The organism is Salipiger sp. 1_MG-2023 (genome assembly GCF_030547555.1).
GTDB lineage: Bacteria > Pseudomonadota > Alphaproteobacteria > Rhodobacterales > Rhodobacteraceae > Salipiger.
In genome coordinates, this window is the sequence record NZ_JAUOQN010000021.1 from 21402 (window position 1) to 47657 (window position 26256).

The 26256-nt window shown below is 64.4% G+C and carries 24 protein-coding genes, 2 tRNA genes and 1 pseudogene; 14 read left to right on the forward strand and 13 right to left on the reverse strand.

Annotated elements, in window-relative coordinates:
* Window positions 1-55 precede the first annotated feature (55 nt).
* Complete coding sequence (locus Q4543_RS11860) at window positions 56-1279, reverse strand: urate hydroxylase PuuD (RefSeq protein WP_303438539.1); 1224 nt, start codon at window positions 1277-1279, stop codon at window positions 56-58.
* A 234-nt stretch (window positions 1280-1513) separates the two neighbouring features.
* Here Q4543_RS11860 and Q4543_RS11865 point away from each other — a divergent pair, with 234 nt between their 5' ends.
* Window positions 1514-1888 carry a rhodanese-like domain-containing protein gene (locus Q4543_RS11865; RefSeq protein ID WP_216002146.1) on the forward strand — a complete coding sequence of 125 codons (375 nt, stop codon included), beginning with the start codon at window positions 1514-1516 and terminating at the stop codon, window positions 1886-1888.
* A 77-nt stretch (window positions 1889-1965) separates the two neighbouring features.
* Here the strand turns inward: Q4543_RS11865 and Q4543_RS11870 are convergent, their stop codons facing one another.
* Complete coding sequence (locus tag Q4543_RS11870; RefSeq protein WP_303438542.1) at window positions 1966-3366, reverse strand: aspartate aminotransferase family protein; 1401 nt, start codon at window positions 3364-3366, stop codon at window positions 1966-1968.
* 81 nt (window positions 3367-3447) lie between these two features.
* The gene (locus Q4543_RS11875) at window positions 3448-4101 is read right to left on the reverse strand and encodes a GntR family transcriptional regulator (RefSeq protein WP_303438544.1); all 654 of its coding nucleotides are present in this window, start codon (window positions 4099-4101) and stop codon (window positions 3448-3450) included.
* Between the two features lie 171 nt (window positions 4102-4272).
* On the opposite strand from Q4543_RS11875, the gene Q4543_RS11880 reads away from it, so the two are divergent.
* The 7 genes and pseudogenes from Q4543_RS11880 (at window position 4273) to Q4543_RS11910 (ending at window position 11766) form a co-directional block, all read left to right on the forward strand.
* On the forward strand, window positions 4273-5358 hold the full coding sequence (locus Q4543_RS11880) for a polyamine ABC transporter substrate-binding protein (RefSeq protein WP_303438546.1): 1086 nt from the start codon (window positions 4273-4275) through the stop codon (window positions 5356-5358).
* 63 nt (window positions 5359-5421) lie between these two features.
* A complete protein-coding gene (locus Q4543_RS11885) occupies window positions 5422-6834 on the forward strand; it encodes an ABC transporter ATP-binding protein (RefSeq protein WP_303438547.1) in 1413 nt (470 codons plus the stop codon).
* Window positions 6835-6837: 3 nt separating this feature from the next.
* Window positions 6838-7728 (forward strand): ABC transporter permease subunit, encoded by an 891-nt coding sequence (locus Q4543_RS11890; protein ID WP_216002141.1) that lies wholly within the window; start codon window positions 6838-6840, stop codon window positions 7726-7728.
* Window positions 7725-8543, forward strand: coding sequence for an ABC transporter permease (locus tag Q4543_RS11895; RefSeq protein ID WP_303438550.1), 819 nt, complete (start codon window positions 7725-7727; stop codon window positions 8541-8543). The genes Q4543_RS11890 and Q4543_RS11895 overlap by 4 nt, the downstream gene beginning before the upstream one ends.
* Entirely contained in the window at window positions 8540-9859 is a 1320-nt protein-coding gene (locus tag Q4543_RS11900; protein ID WP_303438552.1) for an FAD-binding oxidoreductase, read from the forward strand. The genes Q4543_RS11895 and Q4543_RS11900 overlap by 4 nt, the downstream gene beginning before the upstream one ends.
* 900 nt (window positions 9860-10759) lie before the next feature.
* Window positions 10760-11506, forward strand: a pseudogene (locus tag Q4543_RS11905) (IS3 family transposase).
* A 125-nt stretch (window positions 11507-11631) separates the two neighbouring features.
* Window positions 11632-11766, forward strand: a complete 135-nt coding sequence (locus Q4543_RS11910) for a hypothetical protein (protein ID WP_303438554.1) — start codon at window positions 11632-11634, stop codon at window positions 11764-11766.
* Between the two features lie 269 nt (window positions 11767-12035).
* On the opposite strand, the gene Q4543_RS11915 is transcribed toward Q4543_RS11910, so the two are convergent.
* From Q4543_RS11915 to Q4543_RS11940, 6 genes are all read right to left on the reverse strand, one after another.
* Window positions 12036-12110, reverse strand: a tRNA-Glu gene (locus tag Q4543_RS11915).
* A 36-nt stretch (window positions 12111-12146) separates the two neighbouring features.
* Window positions 12147-12221, reverse strand: a tRNA-Glu gene (locus tag Q4543_RS11920).
* Between the two features lie 140 nt (window positions 12222-12361).
* Complete coding sequence (gene recJ, locus Q4543_RS11925) at window positions 12362-14101, reverse strand: single-stranded-DNA-specific exonuclease RecJ (RefSeq protein WP_303438556.1); 1740 nt, start codon at window positions 14099-14101, stop codon at window positions 12362-12364.
* Between the two features lie 97 nt (window positions 14102-14198).
* Window positions 14199-15164, reverse strand: coding sequence for a class II fructose-bisphosphatase (glpX, locus tag Q4543_RS11930; RefSeq protein ID WP_216002136.1), 966 nt, complete (start codon window positions 15162-15164; stop codon window positions 14199-14201).
* Window positions 15165-15308: 144 nt separating this feature from the next.
* Entirely contained in the window at window positions 15309-16607 is a 1299-nt protein-coding gene (locus Q4543_RS11935) for a homoserine dehydrogenase (protein ID WP_303438558.1), read from the reverse strand.
* Between the two features lie 101 nt (window positions 16608-16708).
* Complete coding sequence (locus tag Q4543_RS11940; RefSeq protein WP_303438559.1) at window positions 16709-16999, reverse strand: hypothetical protein; 291 nt, start codon at window positions 16997-16999, stop codon at window positions 16709-16711.
* A 100-nt stretch (window positions 17000-17099) separates the two neighbouring features.
* Here Q4543_RS11940 and Q4543_RS11945 point away from each other — a divergent pair, with 100 nt between their 5' ends.
* A complete protein-coding gene (locus tag Q4543_RS11945) occupies window positions 17100-17690 on the forward strand; it encodes a TetR/AcrR family transcriptional regulator (protein ID WP_303438561.1) in 591 nt (196 codons plus the stop codon).
* A gap of 2 nt (window positions 17691-17692) precedes the next feature.
* Here Q4543_RS11945 and Q4543_RS11950 read toward each other — a convergent pair whose 3' ends face one another.
* Window positions 17693-18109 (reverse strand): cytochrome c, encoded by a 417-nt coding sequence (locus Q4543_RS11950; protein ID WP_303438563.1) that lies wholly within the window; start codon window positions 18107-18109, stop codon window positions 17693-17695.
* Window positions 18110-18188: 79 nt separating this feature from the next.
* Here Q4543_RS11950 and Q4543_RS11955 point away from each other — a divergent pair, with 79 nt between their 5' ends.
* Window positions 18189-18620, forward strand: a complete 432-nt coding sequence (locus Q4543_RS11955) for a DMT family transporter (RefSeq protein WP_303438565.1) — start codon at window positions 18189-18191, stop codon at window positions 18618-18620.
* Here Q4543_RS11955 and Q4543_RS11960 read toward each other — a convergent pair.
* Both Q4543_RS11960 and Q4543_RS11965 read right to left on the reverse strand, forming a co-directional pair.
* Window positions 18617-19300, reverse strand: coding sequence for an ABC transporter ATP-binding protein (locus tag Q4543_RS11960; RefSeq protein WP_303438567.1), 684 nt, complete (start codon window positions 19298-19300; stop codon window positions 18617-18619). The genes Q4543_RS11955 and Q4543_RS11960 overlap by 4 nt on opposite strands.
* Entirely contained in the window at window positions 19293-20699 is a 1407-nt protein-coding gene (locus Q4543_RS11965; RefSeq protein WP_303438569.1) for an ABC transporter permease, read from the reverse strand. The genes Q4543_RS11960 and Q4543_RS11965 overlap by 8 nt, the downstream gene beginning before the upstream one ends.
* Before the next feature lie 276 nt (window positions 20700-20975).
* On the opposite strand from Q4543_RS11965, the gene Q4543_RS11970 reads away from it, so the two are divergent.
* Window positions 20976-22097 (forward strand): pyridoxal phosphate-dependent aminotransferase, encoded by a 1122-nt coding sequence (locus tag Q4543_RS11970; protein ID WP_303438571.1) that lies wholly within the window; start codon window positions 20976-20978, stop codon window positions 22095-22097.
* A gap of 115 nt (window positions 22098-22212) precedes the next feature.
* Window positions 22213-22404, forward strand: a complete 192-nt coding sequence (locus tag Q4543_RS11975; RefSeq protein ID WP_303438572.1) for a histidinol phosphate aminotransferase — start codon at window positions 22213-22215, stop codon at window positions 22402-22404.
* Between the two features lie 26 nt (window positions 22405-22430).
* Here Q4543_RS11975 and Q4543_RS11980 read toward each other — a convergent pair whose 3' ends face one another.
* On the reverse strand, window positions 22431-23627 hold the full coding sequence (locus tag Q4543_RS11980) for an alanine--glyoxylate aminotransferase family protein (RefSeq protein ID WP_303438573.1): 1197 nt from the start codon (window positions 23625-23627) through the stop codon (window positions 22431-22433).
* 157 nt (window positions 23628-23784) lie between these two features.
* Here Q4543_RS11980 and Q4543_RS11985 point away from each other — a divergent pair, with 157 nt between their 5' ends.
* Both Q4543_RS11985 and Q4543_RS11990 read left to right on the forward strand, forming a co-directional pair.
* Window positions 23785-24492 carry a tyrosine-protein phosphatase gene (locus Q4543_RS11985; protein WP_216002125.1) on the forward strand — a complete coding sequence of 236 codons (708 nt, stop codon included), beginning with the start codon at window positions 23785-23787 and terminating at the stop codon, window positions 24490-24492.
* Window positions 24489-26249, forward strand: coding sequence for an ABC transporter ATP-binding protein (locus tag Q4543_RS11990; RefSeq protein WP_303438575.1), 1761 nt, complete (start codon window positions 24489-24491; stop codon window positions 26247-26249). The genes Q4543_RS11985 and Q4543_RS11990 overlap by 4 nt, the downstream gene beginning before the upstream one ends.
* The last annotated feature ends 7 nt before the right edge of the window (window positions 26250-26256 follow it).

The window sequence follows — 26256 nt, forward strand, 5'->3', positions numbered from 1 at the left end:
CGAAGCCTTTGCCAAGCTCTGGTTCCGCCCGGTATCGGCTGTGTTCAAGGCCTGATCAACTGCCCGCCGCTTCGAACCAGCGGCGGATCGCTTCGCGCTCGCCGTCTTCCATGAACGACAGATTGGCGGGCGGCATGGCGCGGCTTAGCCCGGCCTGAAGGTAGATCGCCTTGGCATTCTGCGCGATGCCTCTGGCAGAATCGAGATGCACGCCCTTGGGGGCCCAGTGGAGCCCCTCATAGCCCGGCTCGGCGCTGTGACACATCGAACAGCGGCCCAGCACAATGTCCTGAACTTCGGCGAACCCCTCGGCCTGAGCGTATTTCGCGCTTGGGCCGGTGGCCTCGGCGTCCATGTCGGCCTCGCCCGGCAGGTTCGCGGTCGACAGCCACATGATTGCAAGGAACAGCAGCGCGGTCACCAGCCATGTCCAGTGCGGCGAGCCTTTGCGGGCGTGAACGCTGTTGAAATAGTGGCGAATGCTGACCCCCATCAGGAAGACGAGGCTGGCGATGAGCCAGTTATACTCGCTGGCAAAGGCCAGCGGGTAATGGTTCGACAGCATCAGGAACAGCACCGGCAGCGTCAGGTAGTTGTTGTGGGTGCTGCGCTGCTTGGCGATCTTGCCGTATTTGGCATCCGGGATGCGCCCTGCCTTGAGATCGGCCACCACGATGCGCTGGTTCGGCATGATGATGAAAAATACGTTGGCGGTCATGATGCTGGCGGTGAAGGCACCAAGATGCAGCAGCGCCGCCCGTCCGCTGAACACCTGCGTATAGCCCCATGCCATGACCACAAGCACCCCGAACAGGAACAGCATCAGGCGGGTGTTGTCTTCGCCGAACTTCGACTTGCAGAGCCAGTCATAGCTGAGCCAGCCAATGCTGAGCGACAGCAAGGAGATCAGGATCGCGCCCCAGATCGGGATATCCAGCACCTCTGGATCAACGAGATAGAACTCGGCCCCAAGGTAATAGACCAGCACCAGCATCGCGAAGCCCGACAACCATGTGGCGTAGCTTTCCCATTTGAACCAGACCAGATCGCCCGGCATTTGCGACGGTGCGATCAGGTATTTCTGGATATGATAGAAGCCGCCGCCATGGACCTGCCATTCCTCGCCATCAGCCCCCGAGGCAAGGTTGCGGTCGCGGTGCAGCCCCAGATCGAGCGCGATGAAATAGAACGACGAACCGATCCACGCGATCCCGGTGATGACATGCACCCACCTGACCGCAAATTCGACCCATGCTTCCATGGCGATGAAATTGATCAATGTCCCGACTCCGCTTTGCTGGCCCGTACCGGGCTCTTGTGGATACCAAAGCCGAAGTTGTCGGCGGCTGCATCCTCAAACTGCGCCCGGGTAGCCTGAAGACGCCAATTTTCCGGGCAATCGCCGCCGGGATAACCATCGCCTCAATGCAACCATGAGTTGGAGGTCAGGTCTTGACCGGGCGCGAAGACAACTCACATCTCGGACAACAGCATTGCAGCGAGGAGACGCGAGATGAAGACCGAAGAGATTGGCCAGAGCATCCTTGAGACCTGGACCGTGGATGAGGTGGCCGAGGCATTCTCGAAGAATGAAATCGTGCTGATCGATGTGCGCACCCCGCAGGAATACATGTTCGAGCATATCGAGGGCGCGCTGCTGATGCCGCTGGCATTCTTCAACGCGGAGAAACTGCCGGGCCAGTCGGAAAAGCGCATCGTGTTTCACTGCGGCTCTGGCGCGCGCTCGGAAAAGGTCGCGCGGGCCTGCATCGATGCGGGGATTGCCCGAGTGTCGCATATGGAGGGCGGTTTCGGCGCATGGAAAGGCGCAAAGAAGCCCTATATCGGCACCAATATGGCGACCGGCGCGCCTCAGCCGGTCAGCTGATCGCGGCTTGCGCCGCCTGTCAGACCGGCCTTGACGCATCAGACACGGGGCGCCCCGACCGGGCGCCCCGTGTTGTTTCAGTTGCGCGGCGCGGCGACCATCAGGCCTTCGGCCTTCAGCCGCGCATGGCATTCATCCAGCGATGTCCATGCGCGTTCGATCAGCGTGTCGATCTCGTCTTTCGACAGAATCAGCGGCGGCGAGATGATCATGCGATCGCCCACGTGGCGCATCACCAGATTGTTGGCAAAGCAGCGTTCGCGGCAGATGTAACCGACGGTTCCGGCCTCAGAGGCAAAAGCCGCGCGAGCAGCAGCATCGGGTGTCAGCGCGATGGATCCCATGAAGCCCTCGATCTTCGCCTCGCCCACCAGCGGGTGATCGGCCAGCGCCTCCCATTTCTGCTTGAGATAGGGGCCGGTCTCGGTCGCGACCCGCTCGACGATGCCTTCCTCGTCAAGGATGCGCAGGTTGTCCAGCGCCACGGCGCAGGCCACGGGGTGACCGGAATAGGTGTAGCCATGGTTGAATTCGGTGTTCGAGATCACCTCGGCCACCTCATCCGACAGCAGCGAGCCGCCAATGGGCTGATAGCCCGACGACAGGCCCTTGGCGATGGTCATGATGTCGGGCGTGATGCCCATGGTTTGCGAGCCGAACCATGCCCCGGTGCGGCCAAAGCCGCAGATGACCTCATCGGCGATCAGCAGGATGCCGTATTTCTTCACGATGCGCTGGATTTCCGGCCAGTAGGTCTCGGGCGGGATGATCACGCCGCCAGCACCCTGAATCGGCTCGGCGATGAAGGCGGCAACCTTGTCGGGGCCGATGTCCTCGATGGCTTTCTCAAGCTGGCGGGCGCGCTCCAGACCAAACTCTTCGGGGGACATGTCGCCGCCCTCGGCCCACCAGTTGGGCTGGTCGATGTGATGGATGCCGGGCACGACACCGCCCTGCGCGTGCATCCCCTTCATGCCGCCCAGCGACATCGAGCCCAGCGAAGACCCATGATAGCCGTTCCAGCGCGAGATGATGGTCTGGCGTTCCGGCTGGCCCTTTTCGGCCCAGTAGGTGCGCACGAGGCGGATATTGGTGTCATTGGCCTCGGACCCGGACGAGGCATAGAACACATGGTTCAGATCGCCCGGCGCCAGTTCGGCCAGCCGCGCGCTCAGTTGGATGGCGGGCACGTGGGTGGTCTGGAAGAAGGTGTTGTAATACGGCAGTTCCTGCATCTGGCGCGCGGCGGCGTCGGCCAGTTCCTTGCGCCCGTAGCCGATGTTCACGCACCACAGCCCGGCCATGGCATCCAGAACGCGCTCGCCCTCGCTGTCGGTCAGCCATGCGCCCGAGGCACGGGTGATCACCCGCGCGCCCTTTTTCGCAAGGTCGGCGCCAGTGGTGAACGGGTGCATGTGGTGGGCCGCGTCCAGCGCCTGAAGCTCGGCGGTGGGGGTATTGGTCGAAATCAGGCTCATGGCCGCGTCTCCTGTGGATGTCGGGGAGTTGGCACCAAGAATATGATCAAATTCAGCACTGTCAATCCGGCGCGCGTCGAATCAGGCCAGCCCTTCGGTGATCTGGGTCATACCCTGCTGAACATCCGCGCGCATTGCCTGCGCCGCCGCCTCGGGATCGCGCGCATCAAGCGCCGCAAGGATGGCCTTGTGCTGATCGGGCAGATTGCGCGTGCCGAACTGGCCGCAGACCACGCGCAGCGATGGGCCAAAGCGCAGCCACAGCCCTTCGACAAGATCGGTCAGGATGGGGGCGCTGGCGATGGCGTTCATCTCGGCGTGGAACTGATGATTCTCGACAAGGTAGCCACGCACGTCGCCGCGTGCGATCGCAGCATCAAGCCGGGCATCGGTCGCGCTCAGCCGCGCCACCCCGTCGGCATCGCAACGCTGCGCCGCACGACGGGCAAGTTGCGGTTCCAGCGCGATCCTTGCAAGGGTCAGCTCTTCGATGGCGCTGGCATCAAGCACCGGAACGATGATCCGCCGGTTGCCCTGAAATTCCAGCGCGCCCGCCGCCGTCAGCCGCCGCAAGGCCTCGCGCACCGGGGTCATGCCGACCTGCATATGTTCGACCAGCCCCTGAATGGTCACCGGCTGCCCCGGCTCCAGCTCTCCGAACAGGATCATGTCGCGCAATCGCCGATAGACCAGTTCATGCGCTGGAAGCCCGGATGTATCTGCCTGCAAATTCATCTCCTGCCTCCTGATTAACCAATTGCCCATCGCGCCATCTTGCGCGTCATTCCGCACCGTGGAAACATCTCTCATGTTGCCACAGGGCGCAACATTTGATCAAATCCAACGGGCGCGGGGCGCCAAGACCCCAAAGTCTGACACGGACGCTACGTCCAACGGGAGCACATCATGACGAACCCCCTTCTGAGTTTCACCGCAAGCCTCGCCCTGATCGCCGGTATGGCGCAGGCCGACGAGGTGCGCGTGTACAACTGGTCCGATTATATCGACGAATCGCTGCTGGCCAAGTTCACCGAAGAAACCGGCATCGAGCTGATCTACGACGTGTTCGACAGCAACGAGGTGCTCGAGACAAAGATGCTTGCAGGCGGGTCCGGCTATGACGTGGTGGTCCCGACCGGCACCTTCCTTCAGCGCCAGATCACGGCGGGATCGTTCCAGAAGCTCGACAAGAGCAAGCTGCCGAACATCGACAACATGTGGGACGTGATTGCCGAGCGGACGTCGAAATACGACCCCGGCAACGAATACGCCATCAACTACATGTGGGGCACCACCGGGCTGGGCGTGAACATCCCCAAGGTCAAGGAGATCCTTGGCGATGACGCACCTGTCACCTCGTGGGATCTGGTGTTCAAGCCCGAGAACATGGAAAAGCTGGCGGCCTGCGGCGTGATGTTCCTTGATGCGCCGTCGGAAATGATCCCGGCCGCGCTGAACTATATCGGCGAAGACCCCGACAGCCACGATCCCGACGTGATCGCCAAGGCCGAAGACGTGTTCATGCCGATCCGCCCCTACATCCAGAAATTCAACAGCTCGGAATACATCAACGCGCTGGCGAACGGCGAAATCTGCGTTGCGGTGGGCTGGTCGGGCGACATCCTTCAGGCCCGCGACCGTGCCGCCGAGGCCGACAATGGCGTCGAGATCGCCTATTACGCCCCCGACGAGGGTGCGCAGATGTGGTTCGATGAAATGGCGATTCCGGTCGATGCGCCGAACCCGGATGCGGCGCATGTGTTCCTGAACTTCATCATGGATGCGCAGAACATGGCGGCGGCGTCGAACTACGTCTATTACGCAAACGGCAACCTCGCGAGCCAGGAATTCCTGTCCGAGGATGTGATCGGCGATCCGGCGATCTACCCGACGCCCGAGGCGATGGACAACACCTACACCACCACGCCCTACGAGCCCAAGGTGCAGCGCACCGTCACCCGGCTGTGGACCAAGATCAAGTCCGGCACCTGAGACCCATATGGCCCGCGCCCGACCGGCGCGGGCCTTTCCCTGACTGACAGGAAGACCCCACGCATGGCCGAGACCGTCTTCGCCCCTTGGGCGGATCCAGCGCAGAAGCCGCTGATCGAATTCTGCAACGTGACCAAACGCTTTGGAGACTTCACCGCGATCCATGATTTGTCGCTGAAGATCTACGAAAAGGAATTCTTCGCGCTTCTCGGGCCGTCTGGCTGCGGCAAGACCACGATGATGCGGATGCTTGGCGGGTTCGATTCGGTGACCGAGGGCAGCATCCTGCTGGGCGGGCACGACATCAGCGCCGTGCCGCCCAACAAGCGCCCCGTGAACATGATGTTCCAGAGCTATGCGCTGTTTCCCCACCTGTCGATCTGGGAGAACATCGCCTTTGGCCTGAAACGCGAGGGCCGCGACAAGGCGTTCATCGACGCACGGGTCGACGAGATGCTGCGCCTCACCCGGCTGGAACGCTTTGCCAAGCGCAAACCTCACCAGATTTCCGGCGGACAGCGCCAACGGGTGGCGCTGGCGCGCTCGCTCGCCAAGGCGCCCAAGCTGCTGCTGCTCGACGAACCGCTCGGCGCGCTTGACCGCAAGCTGCGCGAAGAGACGCAGTTCGAATTGATGGATATTCAGGAAAAGACCGGCACCACCTTCGTGATCGTGACCCACGATCAGGAAGAGGCGATGACCGTCGCCTCGCGCATCGCCGTGATGGACGAGGGCCGCCTTGTGCAGGTCGACACCCCCGATCAGATCTACGAGGCGCCCAATTCGGTCTATGTCGCGGATTTCATCGGTGACGTGAACCTGTTTCCCGGCACGGCGACAGAGCGCCCTGTGGCGCCGCCCCCCGCCCCCACCGTCGCGCCTGAGGCCGAGGAATCCGCGCCCATCGCCGACGCTGCCCTGCATGATTCCGCCGAGGCCAACACCGCCACGCAGCGCCGCCTGCCCGCGCCGGATCGCAAGGGCGAGTGGCTGTACGAAAAAATCTTCCGCCGTTTCATGGGCTACCGCGAGACCGCCCCGCGCCGCCTGCCCCCGCCCAGCCCCGCCGAAATCGCCGCCGCCCGCGCGCCCGTCACCCCTGCGCCGGCGCCCGCCCCCGTGGCCGAGCCAATCAGGCCCGGCGGCATCCTGATCGACTGGGCCGAAGGCCAGCCGCCGATCATCGCCGCCAATGGCGACACCGCGATGGCCGGCAACGGCGTCACCTTTTCGATCCGGCCCGAAAAGGTCACCATCGACGCCGAAAAACCGGACCGCCCCAACATCTACAAGGGCAAGGTCATCGACATCGCCTATCTTGGCAACATCTCGACCTTCCATGTCGAACTGGCGAACGGCACCATGGTCAAGGCCCAGATGGTCAACGCCCGCCGCCTTGCCAACCGCCATATCACCTGGAACGACGAGGTCTGGATCGGGTTCACCGAGACCGCCGGCGTCGTGCTGAAGGGCTGAGAGATGCGCAAGGCCGTCCTGATCGCGCTTCCCTACCTGTGGCTCACCGCGCTGTTTCTTGTGCCGTTCCTGATCGTGCTCAAGATCTCGCTGTCGGATATCGCGCTGGCCCGCCCGCCGTATATGCCGCAGTTCGATCCCGCGGCGGGGTGGCAGGGGTTCCTGACCTTCCTCTCGGAGCTCGATTTCGAGAATTTCGCCTTTCTTGCCACCGATGATCTGTACTGGAAAAGCTATCTCAGCTCGCTGCAGATCGCCGGGCTGTCGACGCTGATCACCTTGGGCGTGGGCTATCCGATCGCCTATGCCATGGCGCGCGCCGATCAGGCATGGCGCCCGACGCTGCTGATGCTGGTGATCCTGCCGTTCTGGACGTCGTTCCTGATCCGGGTCTATTCGTGGATGGGCATCCTGTCGAACGAAGGCACGCTGAACACCGTGCTGCTGTGGCTTGGCGTCATCGACACGCCGCTTCAGATCATGAACACGCCGACGGCGGTCTATATCGGCATTGTCTACACCTACCTGCCCTTCATGGTGCTGCCGATCTATTCGGCGCTGGAAAAGCTGGATGACTCGCTGCTCGAGGCCGCCGAAGACCTTGGCTGCTCGCAACTGTCCGCATTCTGGCTGGTGACATGGCCACTGTCGCGCAGCGGTATCATCGCGGGCTGTTTCCTTGTCTTCATCCCGGCGCTTGGCGAATTCGTCATCCCGTCGCTGCTTGGCGGCTCGGACACGCTGATGATCGGCAAGGTGTTGTGGGAGGAATTCTTCAACAACCGCGACTGGCCGGTGGCCTCGGCGGTGGCGGTGATCCTGCTGCTGATCCTGATCATCCCCATCGTGCTGTTCCAGCGCAACGAACAAAAGGCACGGGAGGCCGAAGGATGAGACGCTTCAGCTGGTTCAACGCCACATCGCTCAGCCTTGGCTTTGCGTTTCTGTACCTGCCGATGATCCTGCTGGTCATCTACAGTTTCAACGAAAGCCGCCTCGTGACCGTCTGGGCGGGGTTCTCGACCAAATGGTATGCCGAGCTGTTCCGCGATCAGGAATTCCTTGATGCGGCATGGGTGACGCTTAAAGTCGGGGTGTTCTCGTCGACGCTGGCAACGGTGCTGGGCACCATGGCGGCCTATGTGCTGGTGCGCGCCGGGCGCTTTCACGGGCGCACGTTGTTTTCGGGCATGATCTATGCGCCGCTGGTGATGCCCGAAGTCATCACCGGCCTGTCGCTGCTGCTGCTGTTCATCGGCATCGGGCTGGACCGGGGCGTGTTCACCATCGTGCTGGCGCATACCACTTTCAGCATGTGCTACGTCAGCGTGGTGGTGTCGTCGCGCCTCGCCACTTTCGACCGCGCGCTTGAAGAAGCGGCGCTCGACCTTGGATGCTCGGCGTTTTCGGCGTTCCGCCTTGTCACCCTGCCGATCATCGCGCCGGCAGTGATCTCGGGCTGGCTGCTGGCCTTCACCCTGTCGCTCGACGATCTGGTCATCGCCAGCTTTACCACGGGGCCGTCGGCCACCACCTTGCCGATCAAGATCTTCTCGGCGGTGCGCCTTGGCGTCAGCCCGCAGATCAATGCGCTGTCGACCCTGTTGATCGGCATCGTCGCCATTGGCGTCATCACCGCGTCGATCGTCACCAAGCGCGCCGCCGTGGCGCAGGCCCGCGACGAACAACAAGCCGCCCGCACGGCATGAAACGCATCTACGAGGCCCCCGCCTATGGGCCGCAAGGCGCGTGCTGGTGGGCCGACACCGTACCGCCGATGGACTGGTCCGCGCTGCAAGGCGATGCCTCGACAGGCGTCGCCATCATCGGCGGCGGCTTTACCGGGCTGTCGGCGGCGCTGCACCTTGCGCAGGATGGCGCCGAGGTCACCCTGCTCGAGGCCGAACACCCCGGCTATGGCGCGTCGGGGCGCAACGGCGGCTTTTGCTGCCTCGGCGGCGCCAAGGCATCGGCGCGGCAATTGCGCGGGCAAGTCGGCGCCGAGGGGCTGCGTGACTGGCGGCAGACGGAAAAGGCCGCCATCGACACCGCCGCCCGGCTTATTGCGGAAAACGACATCGACGTAGACCGCCATTCCCAAGGCGAAACCCTGATCGCCCATAGCCCGCGCGCCTTTGCCAAGCTGCGCGCCGAAGCTCCCCGGATCGAGCAGGATTACGGCGTACGCCCCCGCCTGATCGAGATGGAGGACATGGCCTCCGAAGGAATGGGCGGGCCGTTCTTCGGTGCCCTGCACACGCCGCTGGGCTTTGCGCTGAACCCGCGCAAATATCACGCCGGGCTGGCCCGCGCCGCGCAGGCCGCCGGCGCGACGTTGCATGGGCATAGCCCGGTTACGGCGCTGCGCCGAAACGGCAAATGGCAGCTGACCACACCGCAGGGCACGCTAACCGCCGACCGGGTGATCCTTGCCACCAACGGCTATTCCTCCGAAGATCTGCCGGACTGGCTGCGCGCCCGCTACCTTCCGGTGCAATCAAGCGTCATCGTCACCGAACCGATTTCCGACAGGCTGCAAGCGGCGCAGGGCTGGACCTCGGCGCAAATGTCCTATGACAGCCGTGTGCTGCTGCATTACTTCCGCCTGATGCCGGATGGGCGATTCCTGTTCGGCATGCGGGGCGGGTTGACCGCAACGCCGCGCGCATCGGGGCGCATCTCTCAACGTATCCGAAGCGATTTCGTCGCGATGTTCCCGCAATGGCGCGATGTCGCGATCAGCCATGAATGGTCGGGGCTGGTCTGCCTCATGGCGAATCTCACCCCCTTTGTCGGAGAGATTCCCGATCATCCCGGCCTGTATGCCGGGATTGGCTTTCACGGGAACGGGGTCGCGATGGGCAGCCATACCGGGCTCTTGCTGGCCGACATGGTGCTGGGCCATCGCCCACGGGCGCAGCTTCCGTCTGCCATGTCATTGATTCCCGGAAAGTTTCCGCTTGGGAAATACCGTCGAAGCCTGTTGATGCCAGCGTATCTGGCAGCCAGCCTGCTCGACCTGTGACATCAACGCTGCAGTGCAGCGAAAAATGTTCTGGACATTTTGACGCAGCCGGTGTGATCTCTGGCTTACAAGATCACGAATGGTCCGCCACACGGGGTACGATAGCTACCCGCAACGCGTCGACCTGAGACGGATGACACCTGGGGAGGAGGTCATTCTGTCGCGATCCGGTCGCCTCGTTTGAGGAGGCGAGGCGACCGGGGCATCGCTTGTGATGCTTGCATCTGGCCATGCCCGATACAGCCTGAAATCGCTCATCCGGCCCATTCGACAGATCGGCTGCCCGGCGCGGGCGATGTCTTTCAAACAGGCGGACGGTCACCCAGATTCGCCCAAGTCAAAGTTCTGACGAACATCAGACCTGATGGGCAATTCAGACATATAGAAGGAAGGGTCGCGGCGACCCTCAGGGAGGAGGAGAGAGGATCGCCGCTGATTTCCGGGGTTCAGGGAGGAGGAGAGAACCCCAGGAAACTGTCTGACGCGATGTCCGCGTCGTTAAAACCATTTAGACAGGCTTCTCGGCCGGAGCAATACATTGTGGCGCAAAGCCGACCTGTGGTCACCGCATGTCGCCCATAGTTTCATCGCGCCGCACACACAAACGGCAGTTTACGTACAAATCCTGCCGCTGCTTGCTCCTTTGTTCGGCAAGCGCCATCTCAACCGGTGCAAGGATCTGTCCTCGCCCCGCCACTCGACGGCCCTGAGAAGCACCGAACGCCCACAAGCCCCCGCAACCCAGATTCCCCGAAGAGCGGGCCGAACCGTCGCTGAGGTTTTCCATGAAAACCGGCCCTCCCGCTAAGCTGGCCGCCAAGGATGACGAGGAAGAACGGCGTGGCTGGTACACGAAAGAATTAGGGCGGCGAGTTCAAGGCGAAGGTGGCGCTCAGGGGCATGTCTGGACACTTCTCCGGCAAGGTCGAGGCGAAGGCGGCCGAGAAGGAGGGCGAGATCGAGAAGCTGAACGCCAAGATCGGCCAACTGGTGGTAGAGCGGGATTTTTCAGTCCAAGCCTCGGGACGGTGAGCCTGTCCCAGAGGCGAGAGATGATCGAGCCCAGGCACCCGGTGCTGTCGATCACCCGGCAATGCGCGCTACTTGGGGTCAGCCGGTCAGCATGGTATGGCCCGGGCAAGTCCGAGATCCCGCCGAACCTGGCGCTGATAAAGCTGATCGATGCGCCGTTCATAGAGACGCCGCTCTACGCGAGCCGCCAAATGGCGAGGCACCTGCGCAACCAAGGCTATTGCGTCTGGCGTAAGCGCATCCGGCGGCTGATGGCGAGGATGGGCCTGCGCGCTATCCACCAGCGGCCGCGCACGACCGCGCCCCATCCGGAGTACCGCAAAAATCCGTATCTCATCAGGGATCTGGTCATCGACCGCCCGAACCGGGTCCTCCTCTGGGGATCATGCTGCGCATGACCCTTCCGGGCAGCGGAGCAACGTCATGATCGAACGGCTATGGCGGTCGCTGGAATAGCCGTTCGTCTACCTCCACGCGTTCGAAACCGGGCCTGCGGCCCGGGCAGGCATCGGCGAGGGGGGGGTCTTTTACAACACCAAGCGCCCGCATTCGGCAATTGGAGGCAGACCACCGATCGAGGCCCATCAGGGCCTCGGCCTCAAGGCGGCAGCATGATCACCAGGAAAGCTTAGCGGCGCCGCAAACCTGTCCGGGAAATGGTGCTACCTCAGTCGCTGCGATGGCAGGTCTTTTCTACCCCGAAATTCAGGGGCGACGGCCCCGCGCCGGCCGACATGCCGATGCTTGCGGTTGACGTGATGGCCGTCGGAGAAGAGCCTGACGTCCGCATCGGCCAGCCAGAACGGCAGATGCGGGAGCGGATCACCGACGCCGAGGCCGAGGCCGATTTCTCGGAAGCGGTGGCGATTCCCTAGCCGGCGGCAAAGCACACCGCAGACGGGCGGCTGACGCTGACCGGCTTCAGCCCGCCAGCCGGGTCAGACCCACGCCCAGCCGGGCACGACAGGCGCTGTTGGGCTCGGCGATGGGTGCAGCAGCCCCCCGTGCCGAGGCGCGGCAAGAACCGAGGCTTCGCCCGAATCGGACAAGGCGCGGTTACAGGATCTGATGCGGTGAAATGGCCATGCTGGTCCACGCTGCGGCGCAGCCTGCGCATGGCATCTGATCAGAAAGGAGAAACGTGTGGCAGCCCGTAGGGGAATCGAACCCCTCTTTCCAGGTTGAAAACCTGGCGTCCTAACCGATAGACGAACGGGCCATCACATAGGCCCGAAGGCCCGGTACAAAGAAGGAATGGCAGCCCGTAGGGGAATCGAACCCCTCTTTCCAGGTTGAAAACCTGGCGTCCTAACCGATAGACGAACGGGCCGTACCTTCTTGGTGAAAGGGCTTCTAAGCAAAGCCTCCCTTGCTTGCAAGCCCTAAATCAACAAAGCTTGCGCCTTGTTGCCTTTTCCAAAGCACGACAGACGGGCGCGATTGTTTCATGGAAAACAGGGCGTTGTGAACTCACGCCTCGGCGGCGTCCTCAAGCCGCAACTGCACGCTGCGCCGACCGTTCCATTCATTGATCTCGATCCGGCCCGCAACGTGGAATCGCTTGCCCTTGTGATCGCTCAGCGCCGCGCCCAGCGGGCCGTCGAAGGCGCCAAAGGCGATGGCGTCGATCCGCGCCCCAAGCCCGTCATCAAAGCTGACCTTGAGATGCCCCGCGCCGACCTGCTTTGCAAAACCGACCCGCATTTCGGGAAAGGCAAAGCGCGGCGCGGGCGCGCCTGCACCAAAGGGGCCGGCCTTTTCGATGCCCTCGCACAGATCGACGCTGGCCGCGCCGGGCATCAACGTACCGTCAAGCGACAGATCCGCCGCGCCGCCAAGCCCCGCGCCCTGCTTTGCAAGCAACTCTGTCAGCCGCTCCATCGCCGCCTCCAGCTTGTCCCGCGCCACGGTCAGGCCCGCCGCCATCTTGTGGCCGCCCCCCTTGATCAGCAGCCCCTCGGCGGCCAGCTTCTGGATCGAGGCGCCAAGATCGACGCCAGACACAGAGCGCCCCGAACCCTTGCCCTCGTCACCATCCATGCCGATGACGATGGCGGGCCGGTTGGTGCGCTCTTTGAGCCGCGATGCCACGATGCCGACCACGCCCGGGTGCCAGCCTTCGCCCGCCGCCCAGACCAGCGGCGCGTCAAAGCCGCGCTCTTCGGCCTGCGCCAGCGCGGCAGCGCGCACCGCCTCTTCGACCTCGCGTCGCTCGCCGTTGAGCTGGTCAAGCTTGTCGGCCAGAGATTTCGCCTCGTGCGGATCGCGGCAGGCCAGCAGCCGCGCGCCAAGATCGGCGCGCCCGATGCGCCCACCGGCGTTGATGCGCGGCCCCAGCACAAAGCCAAGATGATAGGAGGTCGGCGCAGTATCGACCCGCGCCACATCGGACAGCGCCACAAGGCCGGGGCGCGAACGCCCGGCCATGACATTCAGCCCTTGTCGCACCAGCGCCCGGTTCACGCCCCTGAGCGGCGCAACATCCGCCACCGTCGCCAGCGCCACAAGGTCGAGCATCGCCATCAGGTCCGGCCCTCCCTTGCCCGCCGCACGCAGCTGGCGGCCTGCGTCGACCAGCGCCAGAAACACCACGGCAGCAGCGCACAGATGCGCCAGCGCCCCGTCTTCGTCCTGCCGGTTGGGGTTCACCACGGCGACGCACTCGGGCAGGGTTTCGCCCGCAAGGTGGTGATCCAGCACGATGACATCCGCCGCAGCCGCCGCTGCGATCGGCCCATGTGACAGCGTACCGCAATCGACGCAAACGATCAGATCATGCGCCGCTGCCAGTTGCGCCATGGCGGGTTCGTTCGGGCCGTAGCCTTCGTCGATGCGGTCTGGGACATAGAGCGTCGGCTCCAGCCCCATCTGGCCGAACCAGTCGATCAGCAGCGCCGCCGAGGTGCCGCCATCGACATCGTAATCGGCAAAGATCGCCACCCGCTCGCGCCGCGTCACCGCCGCCACCAGCCGGCTCGAGGCGGCCTCCATGTCGCGCAGCGTGCGCGGATCGGGCAGCAGGTCCCGCAGTTTCGGATCGAGATAACCCGCCACCTCTTCGAGTGGCACGCCCAGCCGCGCCAGTACCCCGCACAGCGCGCGCGGCTGGCCGGTCTGCTGCACCATCGCCTCGGCGAGGCGTTCGTGTTCGACGCCCGGCCCAACCCAGCGCCGCCCGGTCAGCGAGCAATCAACCCCGAGATACGCCATATCCGTCTCCTACCAGTCAGAGCCTGCGCGATAACGCAAAAAGGCGGGGAACGGAACGCCGCCCCCCGCCTTTGATCTTGTCGCGATCCCGGCCCGCTTATTCGAACGGGTTGCGGTAGATCACCCGGCGCACCGAGCCGGTCTTGGACCGCATCAGGATGGTTTCGGTGGTGATCCAGCCCGGGGTGCGCTTGATCCCCGACAGGATCGAGCCGTCGGTCACGCCGGTCGCGGCAAAGATCACATCCGCGGTGACCAGCTCGTCACGGGTATAGATCTTGTCGAGATCGGTGATCCCGGCCTTGGCGGCACGGCCACGCTCGTCATCGTTGCGGAACAGCAGCTTGCCGTACATCTGCCCGCCCATGCATTTCAGGGCGGCGGCCGCAAGCACACCCTCGGGCGCACCGCCCGATCCCATGTACATGTCGATACCGGTGATCTCGGCCTCGGCGCAATGCATCACGCCGGCAACATCGCCATCGGTGATCAGACGGATCGCGGCGCCGGTGCTGCGCACTTCGGCGATCATCTCGTCGTGACGCTCGCGCTCAAGGATGCACACGGTGATATCGGTGTTCTTGACGCCCTTGGCCTTGGCCAGCGCCGCGACTCGCTCGGACGGGCTCATGTCAAGCGTGACGACGTCGGTCGGCAGGCCCGGCCCGACGGCGAGCTTGTCCATATACACATCCGGCGCGTGCAGCATCGAGCCGCGCGGCCCCATGGCGATCACGGTCAGCGCGTTGGGCATGTCCTTGGCGGTCAGCGTCGTGCCTTCGAGCGGGTCCAGCGCGATATCCACGCCCGGGCCAGTGCCGGTGCCAACCTCTTCGCCGATGTACAGCATCGGGGCTTCGTCGCGCTCACCCTCGCCGATCACCACCACGCCTTTGATGTCCAGCTTGTTGAGCTGCTCGCGCATGGCGTTCACGGCCGCCTGATCGGCGGCCTTCTCGTCGCCGTGGCCGATCAGTTTGGCCGAGGCGATGGCGGCCTGTTCGGCCACCCGCGCAAGGCCGAGTGAAAGCATACGGTCATTGAAATCCTTGGGGATCGACATGGGGTCTTCCTCTGAAACACTGTCGCAAGGGGTGTAGCGCGTGGCCGCGCGAAAGCACAAGGCCGGTCGCGCTAACGACCGGCCCCGGAACGGCGACATGCGCCTTGAGAAGCATCGGGGTAAAAACCGCGGCAGGGTGCCGGTTCAGACCGCCTCGATGCGCAGTGCCACCGGGGCGTCGCGCACCACGCCGGTCGCCGGAATCGCCTCGAGCGCCTGATCGAGCGCGGCGCGGGTGGTCTTGTGGGTGACGATCAGCACCGGGGCGGCGTTGTCGATATGGTCATACTGGCGCATCCGATGGATCGACACGCCCGCATCGCCGAGCGCCGCCGCCACCTTGGCCAGAGCGCCCGGCTTGTCGGCCAGATCCATGCGCAGATAATACGGGGCCGGGGTCGCCGCCTGCGCGGGCGTCGCCGCGATCAGCGTCGAGGCGGGCACGCCAAAGGTCGTCACCCGTGTGCCGCGCGCGATGTCCATGATGTCGCCCATCACCGCGCTGGCGGTGGGGCCTTCGCCCGCGCCCGCGCCGCGCATGACGATCTGGCCCACCTGATCGCCATCGATCACCACCATATTGGTGCCGCCATCCAGCTGTCCCAGCGGCGAGGTCGCGGGCACAAGGCAGGGTGACATCGACTGTTCGAGCCCGCGCCCGGTCAGGCGACACACGCCCAGCAGCTTGATCTTGTAGCCCATATCCGAGGCCTGCCGAATGTCGTCGATGCTGACGCGACCGATGCCTTCGAGTTCGACAGAGCTGAACGCCACCTGCGTGCCGAACGCGATCGACGCCAGCAGCGCCAGCTTGTGCCCGGCGTCGATGCCGCCGACGTCAAGCTGCGGATCGGCTTCGAGATACCCCAGCGCATCGGCCTCGGCAAAGGCGGCGGCATAGGTTAGCCCGCCCGATTCCATCCGCGTCAGGATATAGTTGCAGGTGCCGTTCATCACCCCCATGACGCGGGTGATGTCATTGCCCGCAAGGCTTTCGGTCAGCGCCTTGATGACGGGAATACCACCCGCCACCGCCGCTTCGAAGCGCAGCACGCAGCCATTGGCCTCGGCCAGCTCGGCCAGCGCCTGACCGTGATGGGCCAGCAGCGCCTTGTTCGCGGTCACCACATCCTTGCCCGCCTTCAGCGCCGCCTCGACGGCGGCCTTGGCCGGGCCGTCAGAGCCGCCGACCAGTTCGACGAAGACATCGACATCAGGGCGGGTCGCCAGCGTGACCGGATCGTCTTCCCAGTCGTACGAGGTCAACGACACACCACGATCCTTGTCGCGGTTGCGCGCCGAGATGCCGGCGATTTCGATCCGGCGGCCAGAGCGGTCGGCCAGAAGTGCCGCCTTCTGGCGAATGATCTTGACGACGCCCGAGCCAACGGTGCCAAGGCCGGCAATCCCGATGCGAAGCGGTTCAGAGGTGGTGCCGGACATCGGGCGTTCCTTCGTGCCTTGGGCGCGGCAAAGCCGCGCGAATACGTGTTGAGTGGCGCAGGGATTAGCCGCCCAAGCGGGAAGGTGCAACGCTGCAAGGGCTATTCAGGGTAAGGCCAGGTCACCCCTTGCGCCATGCGCGAGCGCACCGGAGCGGGCACAACCGGGCCCGAAAGCCCGGCGGCGCGGGCACGCAGCGCCTCGGCGCGGCTGTCGAGCCCGACGCGCATCTGCGCATCAACCATTGGGCTCGGCCCGTCGGTCAGCTGCTCCAGTGGCAAAAGATCGGGATAAGGGGCCCAACGCGTTTCAGCCGTGCGCGCCCGATCAAGGTCGGGAAAGGCGGTGCAGCCCGCAAGGGCGACAGGGATCAGCAAGGGCAGCAGGCGCATGGGCGTTTTTCCATCGGGTCCGTCCCCCTCTTGCCGCAGGCTGGGCTTCGGAGCAAGCGCGCCGCTTGATCTGAACGAATGTTCAGTTCATTCATGTGGCATGGCGCGTACCCAAGGTTCCCATTCCGCACTCACCGGCCCCCGCATCCGCGAGGCGGCGCTCAGGCTTTTTGCCAAGCACGGCTATGCCGCCGTGTCGATGCGCCAGATCGCGGCCGAGGTCGGCGTGCAGGCCGGGGCGCTGTACAATTACACCCCCGACAAGCAGGCGCTGCTGTTTTCGCTGCTACAGGGCCATATGGACGAATTGCTGGACGCGTGGAAGGGCGAACCGCAGGGCGATGACCCGATGGCGCGGCTCGAATGTTTCGTGCGTTTCCACATCCGGTTCAACCTTCAGCGGCCCGAAGCGATCTTTATTTCCTACATGGAGCTACGCAACCTCGAGCCGGAGAATTTCACCGTCATCGAGGGGTTGCGCAAACGCTACGAGGCGGTGCTTGAAGGCATTCTGCGCGACGGCGAGGCGGCTGGCACCTTTACCGTCGCCGATCCGGCCATCGCCACCCGCGCGCTGATCGCCATGCTGACCGGGGTCAACACGTGGTACCGCGCGCAGGGACGGCTAAGCATCGACGAGATCTGCAGCATCTACTGGCAGATGGTGCGCCGCTCGGTCAGCGCGCCATGAGCTCAGCGCGTGACCTGAACCGATTCGAGATACTCGAGCAGCGCCACCAGCTTGCGCGGCGTCGGGGTCATCTTGCCGTCGCCGGTGTCGAGCGGGATCAAATCGCCTTCGAGAAGCTCGCCGAATTCCGGCATTTGCGGGCCGTCAAGGTCCGAGCGGGCGTAACCGTCGATATACGACAGCACCTTGGCGCGCGGAAAGGTATCGCCGTGGCGCAGCGAGATCAGCGTCAGATCCTTGGGCGGCTTGCTCATGGCGCGGGCCATCTCGCCGTCGCCCTTGGCCGTCTCGCCGTGGCAGACCGAACAGTAATCCATGTAAAGCGCCCGTCCGTCACGCGCCTGCGGCATTTCTTTGGGAACGCAGGCCACAAGCCCGGCCCCAGCAATGAGCCATGCGCCCACCATCACGTATTTCATGACTTCGCTCCCTCGTATCCCGGCCTTCTGTTTCGCCCGCGGGGCGAGCCGGATCAAGCCTTCATCATAAGGACCTTACATGCCTGCCTATGCCCTGACCATGCTTGCCGCCGGGATCGGCATTCCGATCCTTGCCGCGCTGAATGCCCGGCTGGGCGCATACATCGGCTCGCCCCCGGCGGCGGCGGTGATCCTGTTCTGCGTGGCGCTGTCGGCGACGACTCTGGTGCTGTTCGCATTGGACCCAAGGCCGATCGTGCGGGCGTGGGGCGCGCCGAAGCACCTGTTTCTAGCCGGGCTGTTCGTGGCGTTCTATGTGCTCAGCATCACCTTCGTGGCGCCGCATTTCGGCATTGGTCGCTCGGTGTTTTTCGTGCTGATCGGCCAGCTGATCAGCGCCGCGATCATTGATCACTTCGGCCTGATGGGCGCGATCCCGGCGCCGCTGACGCTGTCGCGGGCGGCCGGGATCGGGCTGATGGCCGCAGGAGTCTGGATGGCGATGCGCTAGAGCGGGACCAGCGCGCCGCCGTCAAGCCGCACCCGGCGATCCATGCGCGCGGCCAGTTCAAGGTTGTGGGTCGCGATCAGCGCCGACAGGCCGGTTTCGCGCACCAGCGTCATCAACGCGCCGAACACCGTGTCGGATGTGCCGGGATCGAGGTTGCCCGTCGGCTCGTCGGCCAGCAGCAGCTTTGGCCCGTTGGCCATGGCGCGGCAGAAGGCGACGCGCTGCTGCTCGCCCCCTGACAGGGCGGCGGGGCGGTGATGAGCGCGGCTTTCGACCCCGACGCTGGCAAGCAGCTGCAAGGCGCGCGTTTCGGCGGCATCCTTCGGGGTGCCGTTGGCAAGCATCGGCAGCGAGATATTCTCCAGCGCAGTGAATTCCGGCAGCAGGTGGTGGAACTGGTAGACGAACCCGATCTCCTGCCGCCGCAGGATGGTGCGGCGACGATCTGATTTACCGCCAAGCGCCTCGCCCGCGATCGACACCTCGCCCGCATCGGCGGTGTCGAGCAGCCCGGCGATATGCAGCAGCGTCGATTTGCCCGCCCCCGAGGGCGCGACAAGCCCGACCACCTCGCCCCGGGCCAGATCCAGCGAGGCGCCGCGCAGCACGGCGATCTCGTTGGGCTGGCCGGTGTTGTAGGTCTTGGTGATGCCCGACAGGCGCAGCACGGGATCATTCATAGCGCAGCGCCTCTACCGGGTTCATCCGCGCCGCGCGGCGGGCGGGAAAGATCGTGACGACGAAGGACAGGCCGAGCGACAGCGCCATGGCGCTTGCCACGTCCTGCAGCTGAAGCTTGGCGGGGAGCGAATAGATCCCACGCACCGCCGGGTCCCAGACCCCGCCCCCCGAGACATAGTTCACGAAGGAAAAGATCGGGTCTATGTAGATGGCGAACAGGCACCCCAGCGCCACGCCCATCACCGTGCCGATCACGCCGGTGAAGGCCCCGCAGATGAAGAACACCCGAAGCACCGAGCCTTCGGTCAGGCCCATGGTGCGCAAAATGCCGATGTCGCGGCCCTTGTTCTTCACCAGCATGATCAGCCCTGAAACGATGTTCATCGTGGCGATCAGCACCAGCACCGACAGGATGACGAACATCACGTTATCCTCGACCTCAAGCGCCCGCAGGAAGGCGCCGGAGGCATCCTGCCATGTCCATATGATCGCCCCCGTCCCGGCGGCCTGCTGGATATCGAGCGCGAGATCCTCGACCCTTTCGGGGTCGGATGTCATCACCTCAAGCTCGTCGGCGACGCCTTCGCGGTTGAAATACAGCTGCGCCTCGTCGAAGGGCATATAGACGCGGGTGCGGTCGATGTCATAGCGACCGGCGGTGAAGATATAGCTGACCGGATAGGTCTTGACGCGCGGGCTGACGCCAAAGGCGGTGCGCACCCCGTCGGGCGAGATCAGCTTGATCTCGTCGCCAATGCCGACGCCCAGTTCGCGGGCGACGCCCGAGCCGATGGCGATACCGGTCGCTGGGGGCACGGTGAAGGGAATGGTTTCTGCCTCTTCGCTGCTGTCGATGTCGTCTTCGATCACGTCATCGCCTTCGATGATCTCGGGCATCGAAAGTGGCGGCGCTTCGGGCGTAACGCCGAAATCGTCCAGCGTGCCGCGCCCGGTTTCGGGATCGGCGATGCGCGGGATGGCCCTGAGATCATCGGCGGCGATGCCGAACACCTCGACACCGGCGTTGCGGCTGTTGGCGGTGGCCATGACCTGCCCCTTGACCAGCGGGGCAACCCGCGTGACGCCGGGCACCTCGGCCACCCGCTCGGCGCGCTCGGTATAGTCGGGAAAGGTGCGCAGGATGCGACCGTCTTCGTCTTGCCGCTGTTGAGCGTAGACGGTGACATGTGCGTTGGCCCCAAGGATGGTGTCGACGAATTCCGCCCGGAAGCCCGAGCGCACCGCCAGCGTCGCGATCAGCGCGAACACCGCAAGGGTAATGCCGACGAGACTGATCCAGGTCATCACGCTGACCCCGCCTTCGGCACGGCGGGCACGCAGGTAGCGCCATGCGATCATCCATTCGAACGGGGCAAAGGGGGGCGGTGTGCTGGCCATTCAGGCGCGGCCTTTCCTAGATACGGCTGTTGGGGCAACAACTGGCCTGCCCGCCTTCTGCGGTCAAGGCACAGCGCCGTACAATGCCGGAGATTGGCTTGTTTCGCTATGCGCAAGACCATGGCGTTGCGCGGGGTATTCCGGCGTGGAGGGGGCGCTGCCCCCGCCCTTCGGGCCCCCCGGAGTTTATCTGGCAAGATGAAGACTGGGGCCGGAATTTCGCCCGGCATGGCATTTTTCTTGACCGCGCGCGCCGGGCAGGCATAGTCCCGCGCCATGACCGGACCCAGATTTCCCCGCCTCATCGCCGACCTTCCAGCCACGGTGCCGTTTGTCGGCCCCGAACAGCTTGAGCGCGCGCAGGGGCATGAGTTTCGTGCCCGGCTTGGCGCGAATGAAAATGTGTTCGGCCCCTCGCCGAAGGCCATCGCGGCGCTGCGCGCGGCGGATTGCGAAATCTGGAAATACGCCGACCCTAGCCATTGCGACCTGAAGGCCGAGCTGTCGGCGCGGCTGGGATGCGGCCCCGACAACATTGTCTTTGGCGAAGGCATCGACGGGCTACTGGGCTATCTGGTGCGGCTGCTGGTGGCGCCGGGCGATGCGGTGGTGACCTCGGACGGGGCATATCCCACGTTCAACTTTCACGTGAACGCCTATGGCGGGGCGCTGCACAAGGTGCCCTATGCGGGCGATTCCGAAGATATGGCGGCACTGTTCGCCCGGGCAGCAGAGGTCGATGCCAAGATCGTCTATCTTGCCAACCCCGACAATCCGATGGGCAGCTGGCACAGCGGCGCCGAGATCGAGGCTGCGCTTGCGCAGTTGCCAGCGGGCTGTGTGCTGGCGCTGGACGAGGCCTATATCGAATTCGCGCCCGAGGGGACGGCGCCGCGCATCGCGATCGACGATCCCCGGGTGATCCGGTTCCGGACCTTTTCCAAGGCCTATGGCATGGCGGGGGCGCGGGTCGGATATGCCTTTGGGGCCGAGCCGCTGATCCGTGCTTTCGACAAGATTCGCAATCATTTCGCGATGAACCGAGCCGCGCAGGCTGGCGCGCTGGCGGCGCTGTGCGACGACGACTGGCTGGGGCAAGTGCGCGACAAGGTTGCCAAGGCGCGCCTTCGGATCGCTGAGATCGCGCAACAAAACGCGCTGAGCGTGCTGCCCTCGGCGACCAATTTCGTCGCGGTGGATTGCGGCGGCGACGGGCGATTGGCGAAAGCCGTGCTGCAGGCGCTTGCGGCGCGGGGCGTGTTCGTGCGGATGCCCTTCGTGGCGCCGCAGGATCGTTGTATCCGGATCAGTGCCGGAACCCCCGAAGATCTGGATATTCTGGCGGCGGAACTGCCGGTGGCACTGGCGCAGGCCCGCGAAACCGTGCCTGTGGGCTGATCGGCGCGGAACCATAAGGATTTCGCAAGGGTTGATCCTGCATGATCGGTTGCGTCGCCGGATGTCGGCGCAGACCGGAAGGACTCATGATCAGCTCTGAGCGAGGATTCATGTCATGGACGAGCGCACACGACAGACGACCCCCGAATACACGACCTCTGCCCTGTTTTTCATCTTCATCAACATGCTGTGGATCTTTGGTGTGTTCTGGGTGAACTGGGGGCTTGAGGCCGTGGCCATTGCCGGGGTGATCGTCAACCACCTGATCACGCTGCTCGACAACCGTATCAACGGCGAGAAGGGCTGACGCCCTTCCCACAGATCCTTTGGCCGTCAGGCCTTGCCGATGACCTCGGCGGCGGCGGCGATTCCGCCCCGACCATGCGGCACGCCAAGCGCCTGCATCCCCGCTTCGATCACGCCAAGCGCGCCCAGCACCATATGGGCGTTGACGTGCCCCATATGACCGATGCGAAAGAAGCCGGTGCCCTGGGGATCGCCGGGTTCCGACATGCCAAGGCCAATGCCCAGCGTCACGCCGGCCTTCTTGTCCGTCCATTCGCGCAGCTGCGCGCCGTAGGGGGCACCGATTCGCAGCGCCGAAACCGCGTGACTGCGATGCGCGGGATCAGCGATATTCAGCGCCAGCGGCCCGTCCTTGCCCCACGCCTCGACCGCCGCCCAGACCGCCCGCGCCAGTGTCGCGTGGCGAGCCCAGACCGCGTCGAGCCCTTCGTCCTTGATCATGTCCAGCGCCACGCGCAGCCCGTAAAGATGATGCGCCGGGGCAGTGCCGCCGAAATACTGGTAGAAGAATTCCGGATCGGCGCGCGGCTTCCAGTCCCAATAGCGACTGACCCGCTTCATCGACTCGCGCTGCGCAGCGGCCTTGTCGTTGAAGAACACGAAGGACATGCCCGGCGGCACCATCAGCCCCTTTTGCGAGCCCGCCACCATGATATCCGCGCCCCACTCATCCATGCGGAACACATCGCAGGCCAGCGAGGCGATGCAATCCACCATCAACAGCGCCGGATGCCCGGCCTCGTCGATGGCGCGGCGCACCGCGGCGACATCGTTGCGAATGGCGCTTGCGGTGTCGACATGGCTCATCAGAACCGCGCGGATGGCATGGCCGGAATCGGCCTTCAGCTCCTCGAAAACGCGGGCCGGGTCGACCGGCGTCTGCCGGCCAAAGTCGATGATCTGCGTCTCGATCCCAAGCCCGGTGGCCATGTCGGCCCAGCCAAAGCCAAAGCGCCCGGTCGCGGCCACCAGCACCGTTTCACCCTCGGCAACCACGTTCGACAGCGCCGCCTCCCATGCGCCGTGACCGTTGGAGATATAGATGCAGGCGTTGCCGTCGGTCTGCGCGACATGGCGCAGATCGGGGATGATGCCGCGCACCATGTCGATCAGCTCGCCCTCGTAGATGTTCGGAGAGGCGCGGTGCATCGCGCGCAACACGGCATCGGGCATGACGGACGGGCCGGGAATGGCCAGGTAAGGGCGGCCGTAGGCTAGGGACATAGGGGGAGACTCCGCAGAACTGCCCCTTGAAATTGCGGGGCCAGCGCCAACCTATCCGTCGAGACGGTCGCGTCAATCGCCCGTTGCGCATGCCCTCATGCTTGCCACGCAGGGCCCGCCCCCTTAAACCGCCCGCAAAGGGACCGGGACCGTAACGATGCTCAAGACCCTCTGGGAAAAGATCGAAACCACCGAACGCAGGGTTCGCAGATCCTTCGGCAAGGACATTTCGAGCCCCGGTTCGCGTGCCTTGTCGCAGCTGCATTACAACCTGTTCGACCATGCATGGCTGCGCTCGGTCTGGACCAATTTCTGGCAGATCGCGCCCGGCGTGTGGCGGTCGAACCATCCGACCCACCGGCGGTTCGAGAAATACGCCGCGATGGGTATCAAGACCGTCATCACCCTGCGGGGCGAAGAGAAATATTCGCATTACCTGTTTGAAAAGGAAAGCTGCGAGGCGCTTGGCCTGACGCTGCTGCACGCCAAGCTCTGGGCGCGCACTGCGCCAAGCCGGGTGCGCATCCAGCATCTGCTGGCGACCATGCGGCAGGCCCAAAGGCCGTTCATGTTCCACTGCAAATCAGGGGCGGACCGGGCCGGGTTTGCCTCGGCGGTCTACCTGATGGTGTTCGAGAACACCCCGGTCGAGATCGCCCGCAAGCAGCTTGGCCTGAAATACATCCATCTGGAATTCACACGCACCGGCATTCAGGGTTATGTTCTGGACATGTACGCAGCCCGCAACGCCCGCTCGCCGATCAGCTTCGAAGACTGGGTCGCCACAGAATATGACGAGAAGGCCGCGCAGGCCGGGTTCGACGCCCGCCGCCCGCCCGCCGATATCGCGAAAGAGCTGGAATGAGCGACGGCACCCCGCCTGCACCGCGCGAACGGAAAAACCTCTTTCTCTGGCTTTGGTGGACCTATCTGTGGCGCTACCGGGTGCTTCTGGTCGTCGCCATGCTGTTCATGTTCATCGAAGGCTCGATGTTCGGGCTGCTCAGCTACATGATGAAGCCGATGTTCGATACGGTGTTCATCGGCGGGGACGGCTCGGCGCTGGTCTGGGTCGGCGCGATGATCTTTGGCTCTTTCCTGCTGAGGGCGCTGGCCAGCGTCGTGCAGAAGGTGGTGATGACGCAGGTTTCGGAACGCTCGGTCGGTGACATCCGCAACGATCTGATGCGCCACCTGATGACGCTCGACAGCGCCTTTCACCAGAACTTTGGCCCCGGCTATGTCATGCAGCGCATCGAAGGCGACGTCGGAGGCATCAGCAAGGTCTGGCGGATCATCATCACCGGTGCGGGGCGCGACGTGATCGCGCTGTTCTCGCTGTTCGGGGTGGCGATGACCATCGACTGGCGCTGGACGCTGGTGGCGCTGGTCGGCGCGCCGCTGCTGGTGCTGCCGTCGATTGGCCTTCAGCGCTATGTGCGCAAATTCGCGCGGCAGGCACGCGATGTCGGCGCATCGCTGTCGATGCGCCTGAACGAGGTGTTTCACGGCATCGTCCCGGTCAAGCTCAACCGGCTCGAGAGCTATCAGGCCAAGCGATACCGCGACCTGACCGATCAGCGCATCCGCACCGAGACCCGCGCCTCGATGGGGCAGGCGGCGATTCCGGGGATGATCGATTTGATGGCCGGCATCGGCTTTGTCGGTGTGCTGTTCTACGGTGGCGGGGAGATCCTGTCCGGCACCAAGACTGTCGGCGATTTCATGGCGTTCTTCACCGCCATTGCACTGGCCTTCGAACCGCTGCGACGGCTGGGATCGGTCAGCGGCAGCTGGCAGATCGCGGCGGCCTCGATCGAGCGTCTGAAAGAGCTGCTCGATATGATCCCCGAGCTGCGCGACCCGGAGCATCCGCTGCCCCCCCCGACCGGCACACCGCGAATCGAACTGCGCGACGTGCGGCTGTCTTACGGCGACTCGCCGGTGCTGCGCGGGGCGAGCTTTGTCGCCGAGGCCGGGCAGACCACGGCGCTGGTCGGTGCTTCGGGCGCGGGAAAGTCGACGGTGTTCAACCTGTTGACGCGGCTGGTCGACCCCGAAAGCGGGCTGATCGAGATCGGCGGCGTAGCGGTGTCTGATATGACGCTGGCGGATCTGCGCGGCCTGTTTTCCGTCGTCAGCCAGGAATCGCTGCTGTTCGATGAATCCCTGCGCGACAATATCCTGCTCGGGCGCAAGGGCGTGTCTGACGAGCAGATGAACAAGGTGCTGGAGGCCGCGCATGTCGCCGATTTCCTACCCCGGATCGAAGGCGGGCTTGACGCACGCGTCGGGCCGCGCGGCTCGTCGTTGTCAGGTGGCCAGCGCCAGCGTGTCTCTATCGCGCGCGCACTGCTGCGCGACACGCCGATCTTGCTGCTGGACGAGGCGACAAGCGCGCTTGATGTGCAATCCGAGGCCGTGGTGCAGGCAGCGCTCGACAAGCTGGCGCAGGGGCGCACGACTCTGGTCATCGCGCATCGGCTATCGACGGTGCGTCACGCCGACAAGATCGTGGTGATGGATCAGGGCAAGGTCGTCGAACAAGGCACGCATGATGACCTACTTGCGCAACAAGGCGCCTATGCGCGGCTTCATGCACTGCAATTCGCGGAAAGCTGATCGCCCT

What these genes read in the sequence shown, in the direction of transcription:
- Q4543_RS11865 (WP_216002146.1), top strand. Translation starts at nt 1,514, where the DNA reads ATGAAGACCGAAGAGATTGGCCAGAGCATCCTTGAGACCTGGACCGTG.
- Q4543_RS11870 (WP_303438542.1), bottom strand. Translation starts at nt 3,366, where the DNA reads ATGAGCCTGATTTCGACCAATACCCCCACCGCCGAGCTTCAGGCGCTG.
- Q4543_RS11875 (WP_303438544.1), bottom strand. Translation starts at nt 4,101, where the DNA reads ATGAATTTGCAGGCAGATACATCCGGGCTTCCAGCGCATGAACTGGTC.
- Q4543_RS11880 (WP_303438546.1), top strand. Translation starts at nt 4,273, where the DNA reads ATGACGAACCCCCTTCTGAGTTTCACCGCAAGCCTCGCCCTGATCGCC.
- Q4543_RS11885 (WP_303438547.1), top strand. Translation starts at nt 5,422, where the DNA reads ATGGCCGAGACCGTCTTCGCCCCTTGGGCGGATCCAGCGCAGAAGCCG.
- Q4543_RS11890 (WP_216002141.1), top strand. Translation starts at nt 6,838, where the DNA reads ATGCGCAAGGCCGTCCTGATCGCGCTTCCCTACCTGTGGCTCACCGCG.
- Q4543_RS11895 (WP_303438550.1), top strand. Translation starts at nt 7,725, where the DNA reads ATGAGACGCTTCAGCTGGTTCAACGCCACATCGCTCAGCCTTGGCTTT.
- Q4543_RS11900 (WP_303438552.1), top strand. Translation starts at nt 8,540, where the DNA reads ATGAAACGCATCTACGAGGCCCCCGCCTATGGGCCGCAAGGCGCGTGC.
- Q4543_RS11910 (WP_303438554.1), top strand. Translation starts at nt 11,632, where the DNA reads ATGCTTGCGGTTGACGTGATGGCCGTCGGAGAAGAGCCTGACGTCCGC.
- recJ (WP_303438556.1), bottom strand. Translation starts at nt 14,101, where the DNA reads ATGGCGTATCTCGGGGTTGATTGCTCGCTGACCGGGCGGCGCTGGGTT.
- glpX (WP_216002136.1), bottom strand. Translation starts at nt 15,164, where the DNA reads ATGTCGATCCCCAAGGATTTCAATGACCGTATGCTTTCACTCGGCCTT.
- Q4543_RS11935 (WP_303438558.1), bottom strand. Translation starts at nt 16,607, where the DNA reads ATGTCCGGCACCACCTCTGAACCGCTTCGCATCGGGATTGCCGGCCTT.
- Q4543_RS11940 (WP_303438559.1), bottom strand. Translation starts at nt 16,999, where the DNA reads ATGCGCCTGCTGCCCTTGCTGATCCCTGTCGCCCTTGCGGGCTGCACC.
- Q4543_RS11945 (WP_303438561.1), top strand. Translation starts at nt 17,100, where the DNA reads ATGGCGCGTACCCAAGGTTCCCATTCCGCACTCACCGGCCCCCGCATC.
- Q4543_RS11950 (WP_303438563.1), bottom strand. Translation starts at nt 18,109, where the DNA reads ATGAAATACGTGATGGTGGGCGCATGGCTCATTGCTGGGGCCGGGCTT.
- Q4543_RS11955 (WP_303438565.1), top strand. Translation starts at nt 18,189, where the DNA reads ATGCCTGCCTATGCCCTGACCATGCTTGCCGCCGGGATCGGCATTCCG.
- Q4543_RS11960 (WP_303438567.1), bottom strand. Translation starts at nt 19,300, where the DNA reads ATGAATGATCCCGTGCTGCGCCTGTCGGGCATCACCAAGACCTACAAC.
- Q4543_RS11965 (WP_303438569.1), bottom strand. Translation starts at nt 20,699, where the DNA reads ATGGCCAGCACACCGCCCCCCTTTGCCCCGTTCGAATGGATGATCGCA.
- Q4543_RS11970 (WP_303438571.1), top strand. Translation starts at nt 20,976, where the DNA reads ATGACCGGACCCAGATTTCCCCGCCTCATCGCCGACCTTCCAGCCACG.
- Q4543_RS11975 (WP_303438572.1), top strand. Translation starts at nt 22,213, where the DNA reads ATGGACGAGCGCACACGACAGACGACCCCCGAATACACGACCTCTGCC.
- Q4543_RS11980 (WP_303438573.1), bottom strand. Translation starts at nt 23,627, where the DNA reads ATGTCCCTAGCCTACGGCCGCCCTTACCTGGCCATTCCCGGCCCGTCC.
- Q4543_RS11985 (WP_216002125.1), top strand. Translation starts at nt 23,785, where the DNA reads ATGCTCAAGACCCTCTGGGAAAAGATCGAAACCACCGAACGCAGGGTT.
- Q4543_RS11990 (WP_303438575.1), top strand. Translation starts at nt 24,489, where the DNA reads ATGAGCGACGGCACCCCGCCTGCACCGCGCGAACGGAAAAACCTCTTT.